Annotated in this window: 6 protein-coding genes; all 6 read left to right on the forward strand. The window is 39.4% G+C overall.

The window, feature by feature from the left end; translation table 11 throughout:
- Nucleotides 1-199, forward strand: a 199-nt coding sequence (locus tag N480_RS11235; protein WP_155732824.1) for a phosphopantetheine-binding protein, incomplete at its 5' end; no start/stop codon positions are given.
- 1,589 nt (nt 200-1,788) lie between these two features.
- The gene (locus N480_RS11245) at nt 1,789-5,319 is read left to right on the forward strand and encodes a non-ribosomal peptide synthetase (protein WP_063372603.1); all 3,531 of its coding nucleotides are present in this window, start codon (nt 1,789-1,791) and stop codon (nt 5,317-5,319) included.
- A 19-nt stretch (nt 5,320-5,338) separates the two neighbouring features.
- Nucleotides 5,339-12,775, forward strand: coding sequence for a hybrid non-ribosomal peptide synthetase/type I polyketide synthase (locus N480_RS11250; RefSeq protein WP_063372604.1), 7,437 nt, complete (start codon nt 5,339-5,341; stop codon nt 12,773-12,775).
- Between the two features lie 143 nt (nt 12,776-12,918).
- Complete coding sequence (locus N480_RS11255; RefSeq protein ID WP_063372605.1) at nt 12,919-14,169, forward strand: efflux RND transporter periplasmic adaptor subunit; 1,251 nt, start codon at nt 12,919-12,921, stop codon at nt 14,167-14,169.
- A 134-nt stretch (nt 14,170-14,303) separates the two neighbouring features.
- Complete coding sequence (locus N480_RS11260) at nt 14,304-14,993, forward strand: ABC transporter ATP-binding protein (protein ID WP_063372606.1); 690 nt, start codon at nt 14,304-14,306, stop codon at nt 14,991-14,993.
- Nucleotides 14,994-15,005: 12 nt separating this feature from the next.
- On the forward strand, nt 15,006-17,417 hold the full coding sequence (locus N480_RS11265; protein WP_063372607.1) for an ABC transporter permease: 2,412 nt from the start codon (nt 15,006-15,008) through the stop codon (nt 17,415-17,417).
- Nucleotides 17,418-17,631: the final 214 nt, after the last annotated feature.

Below are 17,631 nucleotides of genomic sequence, written 5' to 3' on the forward strand. Positions count from 1 at the left end.
TTTTGATTTAGGTGGCCACTCTTTGTTATTAACTAGGTTGGTATCAAAAATACAGGAGCGATTCGCAATTGATACGCTGTCTGTTAAGGATCTTTTCGAGTCTCAAACGATTAGTGATCAAGCTGTAGAAATAAGCTATCAGCAAAGCATGCAGGTTATACAAGAGCAAGCACACCAACTAGTTGAAGAGGAGTGGTAATAACGTTAAGTGTGCCCTGAACTCATCATAATTATTGTGTTGGCTTAGTGTTGGTTTTAACACTAAGTTAGGAAAAGCCGCAGTATAAATAAGTATGCTGTGGCTTTTTTAGTTTTGAGAGTGAGTTCTTCTCCTATACGCTTTAAATATGGTTTTATAACCTCAAAAATTCAGGTGCAAAAACTAAAGTTATTAGTGACTTTTTATTTGTTAAGATAAGTTTTATGGTATTGATTTTGGAGTCAAAAAATAAAGAGTAACCTCAATTTAGTATATTTATTATAATGTTTTTGAGTTCGTCTAGGTAAAGCCATATAAAAACTATGCTTTTTGTGGTTTTTTTGTTCTAAATAAAGCTTGTAAATAGTAACGCCATCATAACTTTTTAGATTTTCCCTTCCCTTTGATGCTCTATTTACTAGATATGATAGTTGTTGATTTAACTTTTCATCTCGTGATTTATTTTTGTTCATTGTAAGTTTACGTTGTCAGAAGGTTTTAGTTATAAGTCGATCTTCTTATAAATCCATGTTTGATATACTTGTTTAGGTTGAAATTGGGTTTTTTTTGAGCCAATTGCTTAAAATTAATGGGTTTTAATTTTTTTATTATCCTTATTAATGTAATATTAAAGGAGTCTTAAGTTGTTATGTATAAATTTATAATTGCATAACGTTATGATGTATTTTTTTATTTTTTGAACTTTAGTTAGCGGAAAGGAAATTTCTCCTGCTAACTAGTTTTATGGTTAGACAAAGAATAAGTAGTTAAGGAAAGGCATGAGATTCAAGAGTGGGCAACAGACGCTCTCTAATGAAAAGGTTGTATCTAAACCGTATTCTGGATGTTACACATACCGGAAAATACCAGTAGATAATAAAAAGAAGAAAAACATGCTTTCTATATTATGGGGCAAGGAAGTATGCCTACATATATGAATTTTATATCATTTAAAGTCAATGCTTTATGTTTTATATGTCTTGTTTTCAGTGTGCTGGAAGGTTTACTTGTACAATCGGTAGTTGATGAATGCGAAAGTCTAGAAAAAGCGCGAACCTTAAGAGGTTGTTCTAATTCTTTGTCTAGTGTTTTAAAGTGCAGAGTATTGCTTCTAATTATTGAAAGTTATCAAAGTTTCTTGCTTACTTTTTCAAGGGCGTTTATAGCTATTCGAGCAATAAAAAACATATTAAATCGCGACTATGCTAACCCCTTTGGTATTTCACTTAGTGCAACACGTCAAAAATTGGCTCACTTATATATTTTCTTATTTAAGTGCTTCACAGATGATTTAATCTTATCTATAACTCGCTTTGCATCTATTATTCTAAATTTTTTTGAGTTTATCCTATTTAATATTCTATTAAGTTGGGTTTTTTTGTTGGTAGTTAAGATTAGAAAGCTTAAGCTCGATACTAGGGGTTTCTATCTTTTGTATAAAGGGGGTCTCAGTGTGCTACCTCCAATATATGCCCTGCGCAACAGGGGTTTTATGAGTTTTTTCCCACCAAATAGTATTGGGCTTTATAGTTAACTGAGCGCCAAAGTGTCATTAAGATATAAGAAAAACATGAATAAAGGAGTGGTAAATGACCACATTGATGAAATTGTCAAAATCAGAATTAAAGAAGTTTTTGATTGACGCTAAATCACGGAAAATTAATTTTAGTGTTAAAGATGGCAGATTAACATCTAGTGCCCCTGAGGGAGCAATTAAACCTGAAGATAGGGAAGTGGTCAAAGGAAATAAGGATGCATTAATCGAATTACTTTCTACCTCGGGTCTTTCAAGAAAAATTGAGCCTAAGCCGAGGGGAGAGGATTTAGTCTTGTCTTCGGCACAGAATAGGCTTTGGTTTATAGATAAACTACAGGGCAGCACACCACAATATAATATCTCTGTTGCGTTGGAATATACGTCGAATCTAGATGTTGGGCTTCTTACCGATGTATTTACAACCATTATTAACCGTCATCAAGTACTCAGAACGGTATATCGAGACCGCGGCAAAGATGCGTTGCAATATGTCATCCCCATGTCAGAGGTGAAGTTTGCGATTAATGTAGTGGATTTAACATCCGCTACGGGTGATATATCCGACGAAAATGTACAAGAAGCGATTTCTGAAGAGGTTGTTCAGCCATTTAATTTGCAACAAGATCTGATGTTGAGGGTGAGTTGTTTCAAGATGGCGGAAGGTGATAATACTAAAGGAATACTCGTGTTGAGCATGCACCACATTGCCTCCGATGGGTGGTCTATGCAGCTTCTCATGAAGGAATTTTTCGGCCTTTATCGCGCTTATCAAGATGGCAAATCAGATCAGTTACCTCAATTGCGAGTGCAATATAGTGATTATGCTGATTGGCAACACAATATTTTAAAAACATCTGCAATAAGTCAGCAGTTAGAATTTTGGAAAGAAACTTTACATGACTTACCTGCTATACACAGTTTACCGCTGTGTTCAGACCGTCCACAGGTAAAAGAATATCAAGGCGCTAAAGTAGCAGGTCGCATAGAGGCAGGCACCACAGCTAAACTCATTGATCTAGCAAAACAACATCAATTGACTCCGTTTATGTTGGTGCACGGTGCGTTAGCATTGATACTCTCGCGTCATAGTAATGATGCCGATATCGTGATAGGTACGCCTTTAGCAAATAGGCTTCAGATGGAACTAGAGCCGCTGATAGGTTGCTTTGTAAACACACTGGTTCTTCGACTAGATACAAACAAAGAGACTATTAGCGATTATTTTGATCATGTAAAGGAGGTACATTTACAGGCGCAATCTAATCAAGACGTGCCATTTGAACTATTAGTTGATGCGCTTAAAGCTCCGCGAAGTACAGCACACAGTCCTTTATTCCAAGTTATGTTAACGACAAATACTGACTTTGGAATTAACGACAATTCGTTACTTGATTTGGCAGCTACAAGCGGCATCGATATTAAGCCATTCGAAATAAACAGCACGCAAACGAAATTTGATTTAGATATTGATATAAATATCAGTGAAGACGGTATTGCAATCAATTGGGTATACGATGTTAAGCTGTTCGAAGAGTCGTATATAAAGCGATTAAACAGACATTTATGCAATGTGTTACTACAACTAAGTCATTATCTCACTCTAAATGACACATCGCCATCACAACTTCAGATGCTTTCAGAGCAAGAGCAAGAGCATCTTGTTAATGGGCTAAATAATACCTTTGTTGATTTTTCTCCTTCTGTTTGTATTCATGAGCTCTTTGAGCGGCAAGTCGCTCGAACTCCCAATAGAATTGCAGTTTCATATTCTGACGTTGAATTCACATTTACGCAGCTTAATGCTCGGGCTAATCAACTGGCACGCCACCTTAAAGAGAATTTGCAAGTGCAGCCAGGTTCATTGGTTGGTGTTTGCACAGAACGCTCCATTGGCATGGTCGTTGGTATGCTTGCTGTATTCAAAGCAGGCGCTGCTTACTTACCGCTGGAGCCTAGCTTACCAAAAGAACGCTTGAGCTATATGATCAGCGATTCAGAGACAAAGCTAATCCTAACTCACAAAAATATAGAATTTGTATCCGACAACTTTAATGGTCAAGTATTGTTTCTTGATGAGTTTGATGCACAACTTGCTGAAGGGGAAAGTGAGCTGTTCAATGATTACGCTGACGATGACATCCCATGCTCTGAAACTGGTATAAAACCATCCGATCTTGCTTACGCATTCTATACTTCTGGGTCAACGGGTAGGCCAAAAGGTACGCTCAATAGTCACGCTGGCTTAGTTAATCGACTACATACATTGCAGCATCAGTTTAACATGCAGCCTGAAGATAAAATCCTACAAAAAACACAAATGAGTTTTGATGTGTCATTAGGAGAGATCCTATGGCCATTGACATCGGGAGGCCAACTCGTTTTGGCCAAACCTGGCGGTCAAACTGATCCTAAATATCTGGCTGATCTAATAATTAGCCAAAATATTACGATCATTCATTTTGTTCCCTCAATGCTGCAGTTATTTTTGAATCATGCAGAAACAGCGCATATAAAGTCACTGCGTTTGTTGATGACCAGTGGTGAAGCGCTTAGTTACAAATTACAACAACAAGCAATTGCAGCTTTTGAAGATGTCGATTTGGTGAATCAATACGGTCCAACAGAGACCGCGATCGAGGTATCTTATTGGTATTTCAATAAACTCAGGCAGGACAAACGAGTTCCGATAGGTTATCCATCAGCCAATATGGAACTTCACATAATGGATCATTATGGCAATTTGGTTCCTCAGGGCGTTGAGGGAGAGCTCTATATAGCAGGATGCCAAGTCGGCATGGGCTACTTGAAACAAGACGAGCTCACCGCAGATCGATTTGTCACACTAGATTTGATGGGCGTTAAGCGCAGGGCATATCGTACGGGAGACTTAGCGAGATGGTTAAGTGATGGAACCGTTGAGTTTTTGGGACGTCTAGACAATCAGGTTAAGCTCAGAGGAATGCGCATAGAGCTAGGCGAAATTGAAGCGAGATTAAGAAGCTTTGATGCCATCTCCGACGCTGTGGTCATTGTAAAGGAGAATTCAGACAATCAAACATTGTGCGCCTTTGTGGAAGTAAATCAATCTATTGACAATGAACTTGAGTTCATTAGCTCCTTGCGACAATCTCTTTCACGCACTTTACCTTCATACATGGTTCCTAATGCCATTTCAGTTGTTGAGTCCTTTCCGTTATCAGCAAACGGTAAAGTGGATCGCTTAGCGTTGATGGCAAAACCGGTATCAAACAGAAAGCGCGTTGCAGCAAAAGATGATGTAGAACTTACCATTCTTGAGGTCTGGAGTAAGGAGCTTGGGCTTCAGCACAGTGAAATAAGTATTGACGATAATTTTTTTGAAGTGGGTGGAAACTCACTCAATACAATTTCTGTGTGTAAAGAAATCAATAATCGTCTCAATGCTTCTCTTCAAATCGCTGACTTATTCCAATACCCAAGTATTAGGCAGCTCAGTCAATTTGTAAAAAAAGCAACTCCCAAGAAAGTTGAGAAAAGAAATCTAAGCGGCGCGAAAAATAGAATCATGTTGGCTAGAAAAAAACTGAATAAGAATAACGTTTAAATAGAAGTGGTACTCATATATGAAAGCTTATAATGGATTAGAAATTGCCGTCATAGGAATGGCTGGAAGGTTTCCTTCTGCACAAAATACAGAACAATACTGGCGGTTGTTAAATGCAGGTGCAGAGGGCATTAGAGAGCTTGAAGAAAGTGAATTAGTTGAGCAGGGTTTAGACAAGAGCATTATCTCTAGAGATAATTATGTAAAACGCTCAGGTTTTATTGACAGAAAAAAGTTTTTCGATGCGGAGTTGTTTGGTTACAGTGCGGGAGAGGCAAAGTACATGGATCCGCAGTTTAGTGTGTTCCATGAGGTTGTTTGGGAAGCATTAGAAACAGCGGGTTATACGAGCGAAAAATACAACGGACAAATTGGCTTATATGGCGGTGCGAGCAGTAACATGCGTTGGCTGCGTAAAGTAAATGAAAGTCTAAAAGGCGGCTCAATGGCTGATGGCTATGCACTTGCGAGTGTCAATGAGTCTGGGTATTTATGTTCTCGCGTTTCACATAAACTGAATCTAACTGGTCCTGCAATCTCTAACAATGCAACATGTGCTACTTCTCTCGTTAATATTCACTTAGCATGCCAAGGCTTAAACATCGGCGAATGTGACATTGCATTAGCTGGCGGGGTATACATTGGTGCATTAGCTAATCAAGGTTATTTATATCAAGAGGATATGATTTTATCGCCTGACGGTGTGTGTCGTCCATTTGATGCGCTTGCGAAGGGCACCGTTCCGGGTGAAGGTTGTGGTGTATTAGTTCTTAAACGTTTAGATGACGCGCTAGAAGATAACGACAATATTCTTGCTATTATCAAAGGCTCCGCCATTAATAATGATGGGGAAAACAAGGTCGGCTTCACAGCCCCAAGTGTGGAAGGGCAAGCACAAGTAATTGGCGATGCACTTCAAAGAGCTGAAGTTGAACCTGAATCGATTAAGTACATAGAAACACACGGCACAGCGACAAAATTAGGGGACCCGATTGAAATCTCCGCATTAAAACAAGTCTTTGCTGATGTCAATGAAAGTAGTATTGCGCTCGGCTCGGTAAAATCGAATATAGGTCATGTGGGCGAAGCAGCTGGTGTTGCTGGCGCTATCAAAGCTATCTTAGCTATGCAGCATAATACACTACCAGCAAGCTTGAATTATACACATGCCAATCCACTACTTAATATTGAAAATAGCCCGTTTTATGTAAATGGTGCTCGTAAAACTTGGACTGGTTCAGAAGAAGAACCTTTGCGTGCAGGTGTGAGTTCGTTTGGTTTAGGAGGCAGCAATGCCCACGTCATTTTCGAAGAACATCAAGAAAAGGCATATTCAGGTCCATCAAGACGCAAACATTTAATTTCATTATCTGCTAATACCGAATCGGCGCTATCAGGGATTGAAAACAACCTGCTCCAGTTTTTACGAACCAATGCCAATGCAAACCTAGCAGATATCGCTTATACACTGCATTTGGGTAGGAGAAATTTAAAAGTTAAGGCTAACTTTGTCGTTGAGAGTATCGAAGATCTAATGACTCAACTGGAAGGCAAAAGTAAGCATACTCGCACAGATCCTCTTACAATAAACAAGCTCTGCTTCTTATTTCCAGGACAAGGCGCCCAATATGTAAACATGGGTCGTGAGTTATTTGATAGTGAACAAGTATTTAAAGATGCGATGCTTAGAGGTTTTACGCATTACGAAAATATCACTGGCGTTGCGTTAAATCATATACTCTATCCAGAGGACGACTATTCAGCCAGCGAGCTTGTAGCGACTGAGTATGTTCAACCTATTCTTTTTATATTCGAATACGCGCTAGTCGAGCTATTGTCACATTGGGGGTGTATAGCAGATACTTACCTAGGGCATAGCTTGGGTGAATACGTGGCAGCCTGTGTTTCGGGTGTCTTGAGCTATGAAGATGCATTGGCCATTGTTACGAAACGCGGCCAATTAGTGGCGGGCATGCAGGAAGGTTCAATGCTTGCTGTTGCGACCAATGAAGAAACTTTACAAAGCTATTTAAGCGACGAGCTTTCTATTGCAGCAATAAATGGCTCTCAAAGAATAGTTGTTTCTGGTGACGTTGAGCTTATCGAGCAATTGCAAAGCACGCTACAAGCGAATGAAATTAGCTGTACTTTGCTGCACACTTCACATGCAATGCACTCATCTCATTTAAACCCAATGCTCGAAGAATTTGAAGAGTTTGTATCTGGTATTGAACTAAAGGCTCCTCTAACTCCGTACCTGTCTAATTTAACTGGTGATTGGATTGACGGTGAGCAGGTACAGTCGCCAAGTTACTGGGTACAGCACCTTCGTCATGCTGTAAGGTTTAAAGACTGTGCTCAAACATTGTTAAGTAGCAAAGAGTATATTTTCCTAGAGGTGGGCCCTGGCAATTCATTGTGTCAGCTTATTGCACAAAACCATGACGGACATAGTGTTCCACCTACATGTATTGCGACTACCGATGGCGCAAAAAGGCATCAAGCACATACAGAATTGGGCATGCTACTGAATGGCCTTTGTCAATTGCAACGCAACGGTTATGAAATTGACTGGAAGAAGTATTATGAAGGTGAAACACGTTGCAGAATTGCATTGCCTACATACCCGTTTGCAGAGACGTGTTATTACTCAGAAGAACTATCACGAATTAGTTCAAGCGCCACGCCAAGTGTCAGTGATACGGCTGATGAGCAGCCAAGTAATGTTGTGTCAGATATTACACAAAGTGACATCGCAATAAGCGACGAATTAGGTTTAACAGAAGTTCAGAGCAAACTATTGGCGATATGGTCGAAGTATTTATCAAATGATACTCTAAAAGTAGACGACAACCTGTTGAACTTGGGAGTTGACTCGCTAATGTCAATCCGAGTTATTACGGAGATAAGAGAAACATTTAAAGTAGAAATGTCGCTAGATACCATTTTCTCTCTAGTATCGGTGGAAGAGCAGGCAGAAGATATCGAGAAGAAACTAAACGTAAGCTCTGATGAAATTGTGTTACCGACAATTTATGCGACGGGTAAGACGGAGTTATCTTCTTTATCCACATCTCAACAGCGTTTATGGATGATCTCTCAGTTAGAAGGTAAGCATTCAGCATATAACAATGCATTTAGTATTTTCATTAGAGACGTATGCATTGACTCACTTAGGAAAACTTTAGCTGAAATCGTTAACAGACACACAATCTTAAGAACGCGTTACGTCAATGTGGATGGCAAACCTATCCAGCAAGTAACTGATAACTTAGATGTTGATATAGTGACTCAAGATATTAGTCATTTGCCAGAACATGAGAAAATGGATGTCGCTCAAGCGCTTTACAACGAGTTCTTACTACAACCAATTCCTCTTGAAGAAGGCATGATGGTTAGGGCGTTCTTGATTAAATTTGGTGATCATCGAGATCTACTGACAGTGAGTCAGCATCATATTTGCTCAGATAACTGGACGGTCAATATCCTCATTCAAGAAATGAGTAAGATTTATCTATCCTACTTAAAAGGTGAAGAACATACTTTGCCGCCTTTACCAATACAGTATCTTGATTATGCAGACTGGCAAGCCCGGTGGTTAGGGCAAAATGGTCTTGCCGATCAAATTAAGTTCTGGAAAGAGTACCTTGCAGGTGCACCAGAGGTTAATAATCTGCCGACAGACTTTAAGCGACCAAAATACCAGAGCTACAGAGGCTCTCAATATATTAAAAACTTGGATAACCGAGTTCTTGGTGGCCTAAATCGACTAAGTCAGGAGCAGAGCACGACCTTGTATATGACTATGCAGGCAGCTTTCTCTACATTTATTGGTCGTTACAGTAATGAAGATGACGTCATAATCGGCTTCCAAGTTGCAAATAGGTTGCAAAAAGAAGTTGAGCCACTTATTGGCTTCTTTGTCAATACGCTGGTATTACGCAGCGATCTATCTGGCGATCCATCGTTTGCAGAGTTTTTAACCAAAACCAAACAGAACTTACTTAAATGCTACTCTAATGCCCATTTACCATTTGAGACGCTTGTAGATGAATTGAATCCAGAGCGTAGTTTAAGTTATGAGCCAATAGCACAAATACAATTGGTCTACATGGATCAAAGCCAAGAGGCGGGTGGTCGCAGAAGCGACTATGTAGATGAAGAACTGCAAACCTTCGAGAGTGTGTCACTGACGGCACCGTTTAGTAAATATGACCTAACACTATACTTCCGTGTGAAAGAAAATGGCATTGAGTGTGTTTGGGAATATGCAACTGATCTATATAAAGAAGATACGATAAAGCGTATGGCAGATAACTTTGAATGCTTGTTATCAAGTATTATCAAAGAGCCTTCTCAAACTGTTAGAACATTACCTATGTTGTCGCAGCAAGAAAAGGTAACGCAATATTTAGATTGGCATGCACAAGATACAAACAGTCTTTCGAACAGTGTTTATCAGCAAGTGATTGCAAGTGAGCAGAGTGTTCAGCAAAGCGATGAAACAATGAGCTTTAGCTTATTCTACTTTGCGAGTGATGCTGGGGATAGTCGTGAGGGTAAATATGACCTATTGAAGCAAGGGGCCAAGTTTGCTGACCAAAATGGTTTCGAGGCAATTTGGACACCAGAGAGACACTTCGATGCATTTGGTGGCTTGTATCCTAATCCAGCCATTACCGCAGCCGCCATTGCGGGAATGACAGAGAGAGTAAAAATTCGCGCGGGAAGCTGTGTTTTACCTCTGCACAATCCGATCCGAGTAGCGGAAGATTGGTCTGTTATCGACAATATTTCAGGAGGTCGAATTGGACTTGGCTTTGCAGCTGGGTGGTCACCAAAAGACTTTACATTGGCACCTGGGCGTTACGATAAACGCCGAGAGGACCTACAAAAAGGGATAGCAACAGTCAAGGCACTATGGAAAGGTGATGTGTTAGAAATGCCTGTTGATGAAGGTAAAGTAGAAGAGATTAGTATCAGGCCCCTACCGGTCCAAGCAGAGATCCCTATTTGGACCACAACAGCAGGTCATGTTGATGCGTTTGTGCGAGCTGGTGAAGCAGGTCAAAATGTTTTAACGCACTTATTAGGACAGTCTTTGGACGATCTTGCTGAGAAAATCGCAGCTTACCGTGAGGCTTGGCGCCGTTCGGGCCATAAAGGGTCAGGAACCGTGACGCTTTTGGCACACACATTTATCTCAGATAACGAAGAAGTTATCTATGAGCATGTCAAAGAGCCATTCAAAAGATACTTAGTGATTTCAGCGGGTTCACCGCAAGCGATTGCTAGGCTTGTAGGTGAGTCGGCAGATACAGTCTTATCGGGCGATATAGAGCAATCTGATGAGTTAAATGCCATCACTGAACGCGCATTTAGGCGCTATTATCATTCAAATGCATTACTTGGCACTGTAGAGAAATGTACTCCTACAGTAGAGAGAATTGCAGCTGCCGGTGTAAGTGAAATCGCATGTCTAATTGACTTTGGAGTTGAGGAATCGCTTGTCCTCGAAAACTTAGAGAATCTAAATCAGCTAAAAGAAATATTCTCAGAATCGGTTAAGAGTCAGGCAGAGGAAATTCACGCACAGAGTGAAGCTGTATCAGAAACGCAGCTTTGTCTGCATCAACAGTTTGAAAGAACAGTTGAGCAATCTCCTGAGGCAATTGCATTAAAATTAAATGGCCAAGTTCTTACATATGGTCAATTAAATGATCGGGCTAATCGCTTAGCACACTACTTAACTGATCATCATGGGGTTTCTTCAGAACAAGTGGTTGCGATCTGTTTGGACCGCTCTTTCGAAATGTATGTTGCGATTTTAGCCATTTTGAAAGCAGGTGGTGCATACTTAGCGATTGATCCAGAAATTCCGCAACAACGTATGCAATTCATTCTTGATGAAGCGCAAGTGAGTGTAATTTTGACCCGCTCAGAGGATGCAGCAGCGATCAAGCTTGAGAGTGTAGCTACACTTTGTATAGATAATGATGCACTTTTCGAAAGTTGTTCAAATAATAACCCTGAAATAACCGTTTCTCCAGAGCAGCTGTCCAATATCATTTATACGTCAGGTAGTACTGGCACACCAAAAGGCATTATGATTGAACATCGCAATATGACGCGCTTGTTTGAACAGTGTCCTGAAGCAATGAAGCGAACAGCGCAAGATATTGGGTGTGCTTTCCATGCTTATGTTTTCGACGTTTCTGGTTGGGAAATGTGGGGAAGTTTACTACATGGGGGCCAGCTAGTAATTATTCCTAAAGCGTTCATTCAAGACATGCATTCACTTTACAACCTTCTGGTTGAGGAGAAAGTGACGCATTTATCTATGACTCCTTCTGCGTTTTATACCTTGCAGTCACTCTTTGAACTTAAAGATCACAAGCTGTCGTTAACGAACGTAAACTTAGCAGGTGAAGCGCTACAATTTAAGATGCTTAGCGATTGGTACGCCGATGATATTGAAAACAGGCCTAAGTTTTTCAATGTTTGGGCGCCAGCTGAAGTAACTGTTTACGCGACAGCACGAGAAATTTCTAAGCAAGATATAGAAGTTGGTATCAGTAATATTGGTGTGCCATTCAATGATATTGCGCTCAGTATATTAAACGAGAAGCATGAACCTCAGCCAATAGGTGTACCTGGAGAGTTATATGTTGGTGGTGAAGGTGTCGCAAGAGGGTATTTGAATAACCCTGAATTAACGGCGAAAAGCTTTATACCAAATCCAATAGTAAAAAGTGAAGATGATATTTGGTATCAAACAGGAGATATTTGTCGTTGGTTACCTGATGGTTCTTTAGAGTTTCTTGAACGTAAAGATAATCAAGTCAAACTTCGAGGGCTGCGAATAGAGTTGTCAGAAATCGAAGTTTGTTTAAATTCTCATTCGGGTATTAAAAATGCAGTTGTCTTGGTTGAAAATTCGGGGGCGAGTCAATATCTGGTCGCATATTTAGTAATTAATGATGATGTAAATAGAGAGTCGTTGCTTATTGATATTAAGCAGATTTTAACTAATCAACTTCCTGCATATATGATACCTCAATCATACGCTGTAATTGATGAAATTCCTGTCAACACAAGCGGTAAAATAGATCGTAAAGCACTGCAGTTACAAGTTAAAGAAATGCAAGACGAGTATATTGCTCCAAGAACTGAAACAGAGCATGTTGTCCATGATATTTGGAGTGAAATTTTGGGTGTTGAACGCATTAGCGTTAATGCAAATTTCTTTGCTTTAGGTGGGCAATCTTTACTTGCAATAAATGTAGTTAATAAGTTAATGGAAAGGTACGGTTTTGAGATAGAGACTAAGTTGATATTTGAATATAGTAGTGTAGAATCGCTTTCAGCCTTGATCGATAGTATTAACATTATTGAAAAAAATGAAGTCAAAGAGAGTGTTTCACACAACGAAAATATAGTTGAATTAGAGCTCTAATTTAATAGATAAAATCAGACGGTTGCGTCTTTAGATTTTGTTTTTAGCCGTTACATTAACTATGTGACGGCAATATTTTCTAAACTAAGGTTCAAAAGGCGCAGTACTTATTTTTCCATTTTGCAGTATGAGGTAGTTATTGTATGGACACGGTTGTTCAAAAGAAAACTAATTATAAAAAGTTTTCTACTAGGATTGTTGGCGCGATTATTTTATTCGGTGCTTGCGTGGCGGTATATAATGAATATAACTTAGGAGACTATTCATCCGTTAAATCTAATAGGGTGTCTACGTCCACAGTTATAAAAGGTAGCTTTGAAAATGTAGCTCCAGTAAGTGGGGCTGCTGAATCTTTAAATACGGTTTATTTAGATGCTATACGCGGCGGTATAATTGATAAAATTTATGTAGAAAAAGGAGATTTTGTCGAAGCTGGGCAGAAAATAATTGAATTCAAAAATACCGCATTCCAGCTAGAAGTGTATTCGCAAGAAGCACGAGTAAGTGAGCAGTTGGATATAAATACGAATACTCGACTTTCAATAGACAGTAAACGTCTTAATCTAGAAACTGAAAGAAACGAAATTGAGTATGATATTACACGACTAAATCGCAAGCTGAAAAACTATGAGCGATTAATCGATCAAGGCCATGTTAGCACGGATGATGTTGCGGCTATAAAAGAAGAGCTGGATTATAAAATTACCCAGTTAGGCATTATCAGAGAAGAACAAAAAAGTGAAGATAGTGTCAGGGGTGAGAAAATTGGTCAGCTACAAGAAAGTGAACGCAGACTAAAAGAGCACCTAAATATCATACGCTCGAGTTTGGACGATTTAGTAGTGAAGGCGCCTATTTCCGGACAAGTTACATCCCTAAATCTCAAGCTGGGTGAATCTAAACCTCGTGGCGAACACCTAGGTAAAATTGATCAAATAGATAGCTTTAAAATTGTTGCTGAAGTCGGTTCATTCTATGTCTCCAAGGTAAAGGAAGGTGTAAAAGGCAGCATTGATTATCAAGGTAAATCTTATAAATTGTCTGTTGATAGAGTCTATCCAGAAATTGTAAATGGTACTTTTAAAGTCGACCTTGCATTTGTGGACCCTCAGCCTGAAGACATTACCAGTGGCCAGAACTTCATTGTGAAACTCGAACTTTCTGAACCTGTTTCATCTTTGATGGTGAGTAACGGGGCGTATTATCAAGACACTGGTGGTAAATGGGTGTTTGTTCTTGACCCTGAAACCAATACTGCAGTTAAAAGGAATGTAAAGCTCGGCCGTAAAAACGATAAATATGTCGAAGTTATTTCTGGATTAGCGGTTAATGAAAAAATCATTTCTTCTTCTTATTCAAATTTCCTAAATTCCGAGAAAGTAATACTAGAGTAACACTAGTAATTCAAACGAACTGAGCTGCAAGCTTTGAGATAAGAATTGAACAATTTGCTAAGCCAACAGGTTTGCAAATGGTGAGGTTCTTATCTGTGCTTGTACCTAAAAACAAATATATATGTAGTATTCAAATGATAAAACTAACAAATATCTCTAAACACTATCGTACAGAAGAAGTGTTAACAACGGCTTTGATTGATATCAACTTTTCTCTTCCACAAGGAGAGTTTATGGCAATAATGGGCCCATCTGGTTGTGGTAAATCGACACTGTTAAATATCCTTGGCATGTTGGATGCACCATCAGAAGGACAGTATGAATTCATGGGTGAGGACATTGCTAATCATAAGGAAAGTCAGCTTGCCAAGATCAGGAAAGAAAATGTCGGCGTTGTATTTCAGGAGTTCAATCTGATTGATGAATTGTCAGTACTTGAAAATGTAGAAGTCGCGCTGCTTTACCACAAAATACCGAAATCAGAGAGGCGTGAATTGGCGTTAGAGATGCTTAAGAAGGTAGGTATGGACCATCGTATTAAACACTACCCAGGACAGCTTTCTGGCGGTCAGCAGCAGCGTGTTGCAATTGCGCGGGCTTTAGTCAATAAACCAAAATTAATCGTAGCAGATGAGCCAACCGGTAACCTCGACAGTAATTTAGGTAGAGAGATCATGGAACTGATTTCCGACATTAATAAGAGCGGAACATCTATTATCATGGTAACGCACTCAGAGGACCATGCTAAATATGCAGACCACATTTTGACGTTGCTGGATGGTAAGTTAGTTTCAGGCTCTCTTGAGCAAAGCATCGCGTCTTGAGTTGGGTGAAATATGATTTTAGATACCATAGTATTTTCACTTAAGCGGCTTGTACATAGCCCGTTATACTCACTGATTAACATTGTTAGTTTAGGTATTGCATTGGCGTGTGTCTTATTAGTTGGACTCTATGTCAATGACGAGTTTGAGTATGATAGTTTCTGGCAAGACTCAGAACAAATGTACAGAATTGAGATGAACCGAAGTTTTCAAAATGGTGATCAGGTTCATACAGCTTATACTTTCGGCACGGTGGTTCCTTTAGTGGAAACTAATTTGTCTGAGATTGATAGTGCAACGAGATTTGGGCATTTTAGCTTTCTGGTGTCAGCTGATAACAACCGTTTTTATGAGAAGTTGCTGTTTGCAGATCCTGGCGTTGTAGATGTTTTTGGGCTTGAGTTTTTAGAAGGTGATGAAACAAATGCATTTAGTCAGCCAAACTCGGTGATTATAACAGAAACCATGGCTGATAAATTGTTTCCAAATAGCCATGCATTGAACCAGATGGTTTGGTTGGACGGAAAGCATCAAATGCAAGTTGCAGGCGTCATTGCGGATATACCTGATAACTCTCATTTAGAGTTCAGTCTATTTGCACCGATGGAAAGTGCTAAAAACATGTATGGTAACGGTATTATAAACTGGAACTATTCAAACCAAAGTAGTTACGTGAAACTAAAAGAGGGCGTTGACCCTCAACTACTAGAAAGAGAGATTACTCAACTCATTAGTATGAATGCACCTGAGTCACTTTCCACGAGAGTAGAATTTGAGTTAAAACCTGTAGCAAGTATTAATCTTCACGCCCAAGATGGCAAAGGCTTGCAAATAATCTATATTATCTCGGCAGTAGCACTGGCTATTTTATTGATGGCCTGTGCCAATGTGGTCAACTTGGCGACAGCGAGAGGCGCAGAGCGCGCGAAAGAACTTGGTATTCGAAAAGCGGTTGGTGCTAGTCGCGGCGATTTGTTTTCCCAATTTATTATTGAATCCTTCATACTTTCATTTTTTGCGTTGTTATTCTCTATCTTGATTTCTTATTACTTGCTTCCAATAGTGAATTCAATTACGCAAAAATCGATGACGTTAGATCTGTTGAATAATGCAGGTCAAATTGCGTGGTTGGCATTGCTATGTTTGATTACGGGCCTATTATCAGGTGCTTACCCAGCATTTATGTTGTCCAAGTTCCAACCAGCACATGTTTTGAAAGGAAATATGACGTTTGGTCAAGGCTCAATGTTGGTGCGAAAAGCAATCGTTGTATTGCAGTTTGCAGTTTCTATTGGTTTGGTGATTATGACGCTAATCATTTACAACCAAGTTAGCTTCTTGAAAAATATGGACTTAAAGTTTGATAAAGAAAATGTTGTCGTTATTAAGAATATCAATTGGACTGATATTGCACCGCATTACAAAACACTGCAAGCTGAGCTTGAGAAGCACCCTGATGTGTTAAGTGTAGGTGGTTCAACTGAAGTTCCTGGAGTGGATTATAACGTTGTAGGAACGTACACTTTAAAGGGACAAAGTGAAACAAATTCGATTTCTTTAAATCGTTTAGATATGGATTATGGCTTCTTTGATAGTTACAACGTAAAGCTTTTAGCTGGCCGTTTATTCTCTCGACAGTATCCTTCAGACTTGGTTAACCCAAGTTCAGAAGGTGGTGCGAACCAGTTTAACATTATTATCAATGAGTTAGCTATGCGAAAGCTAGGCTTCGAGAATGCCAATGACGCATTAAATCAGAGTATTGAACGCATTCAGCCTTCGCGTTTACCATTCTCCTTCAAGATTGTTGGGGTTGTTGAAGACTTCCATATGCTTGCTGGTCATGGACCTATTAAGCCATATGTATTCATGGTGAGAACAAATGGGTTTGTACATGCTTCGGTAAAACTGTCTGAAACAGGCTTCGCCGATGGTCTTGCACATTTAGATCAAACTTGGAATAGCATTTATCCTCAATACCCTATTGTGAGGTCGTTTATTGAAGATGATTTGGATCTGGACTTCGAGCAATGGGAAAGCTACCGAGTAATGATGGTTACACTTGCTATTGTGACGACTATAATTTCATGTTTTGGTGTGTTTGGCCTTGTGTCTTACTCAACGAAACATCAGAAAAAAGAGATCAGCGTCAGGAAAGTCGTTGGCGCTTCTGCATGGGATATTACTTTACTGTTTAATCTTGGTTTCTTTAAGCTATTGGTGATTGCAAACTTGATTGCATGGCCTGTAGCTTACATGTTTTCAAGTCGTTGGCTAAGCGAGTTTAGCTACAAAGCAGGCCTCGATCCAACATTATTTATTGGGGTTGGGGTGGTATCAATATTATTGACATCACTGATAACTAGTTACCACACTGTCAGGATTGCAAACACAAAACCGGCTCTAGTATTCCATACCAACTAACCGTTTATACAAAATACAAGCATAGGAATACACTTCATTCCTATGCTTTATCTATTATCCTGATCTTCATGCTTTGAGCCTTTTAACTCCATATAATATATCTCAAACAAAATAGTTTTCACTAAACTATTATTAATTCAATGCTTCATATAGCAGCCTAATTATAGCTTTGATGTGTTTTTCATATTAAATTCTTTATGAGGAATTTTGCTTT

The sequence above is a fragment of the Pseudoalteromonas luteoviolacea S2607 genome (genome assembly GCF_001625575.1).
GTDB lineage: Bacteria > Pseudomonadota > Gammaproteobacteria > Enterobacterales > Alteromonadaceae > Pseudoalteromonas > Pseudoalteromonas luteoviolacea_E.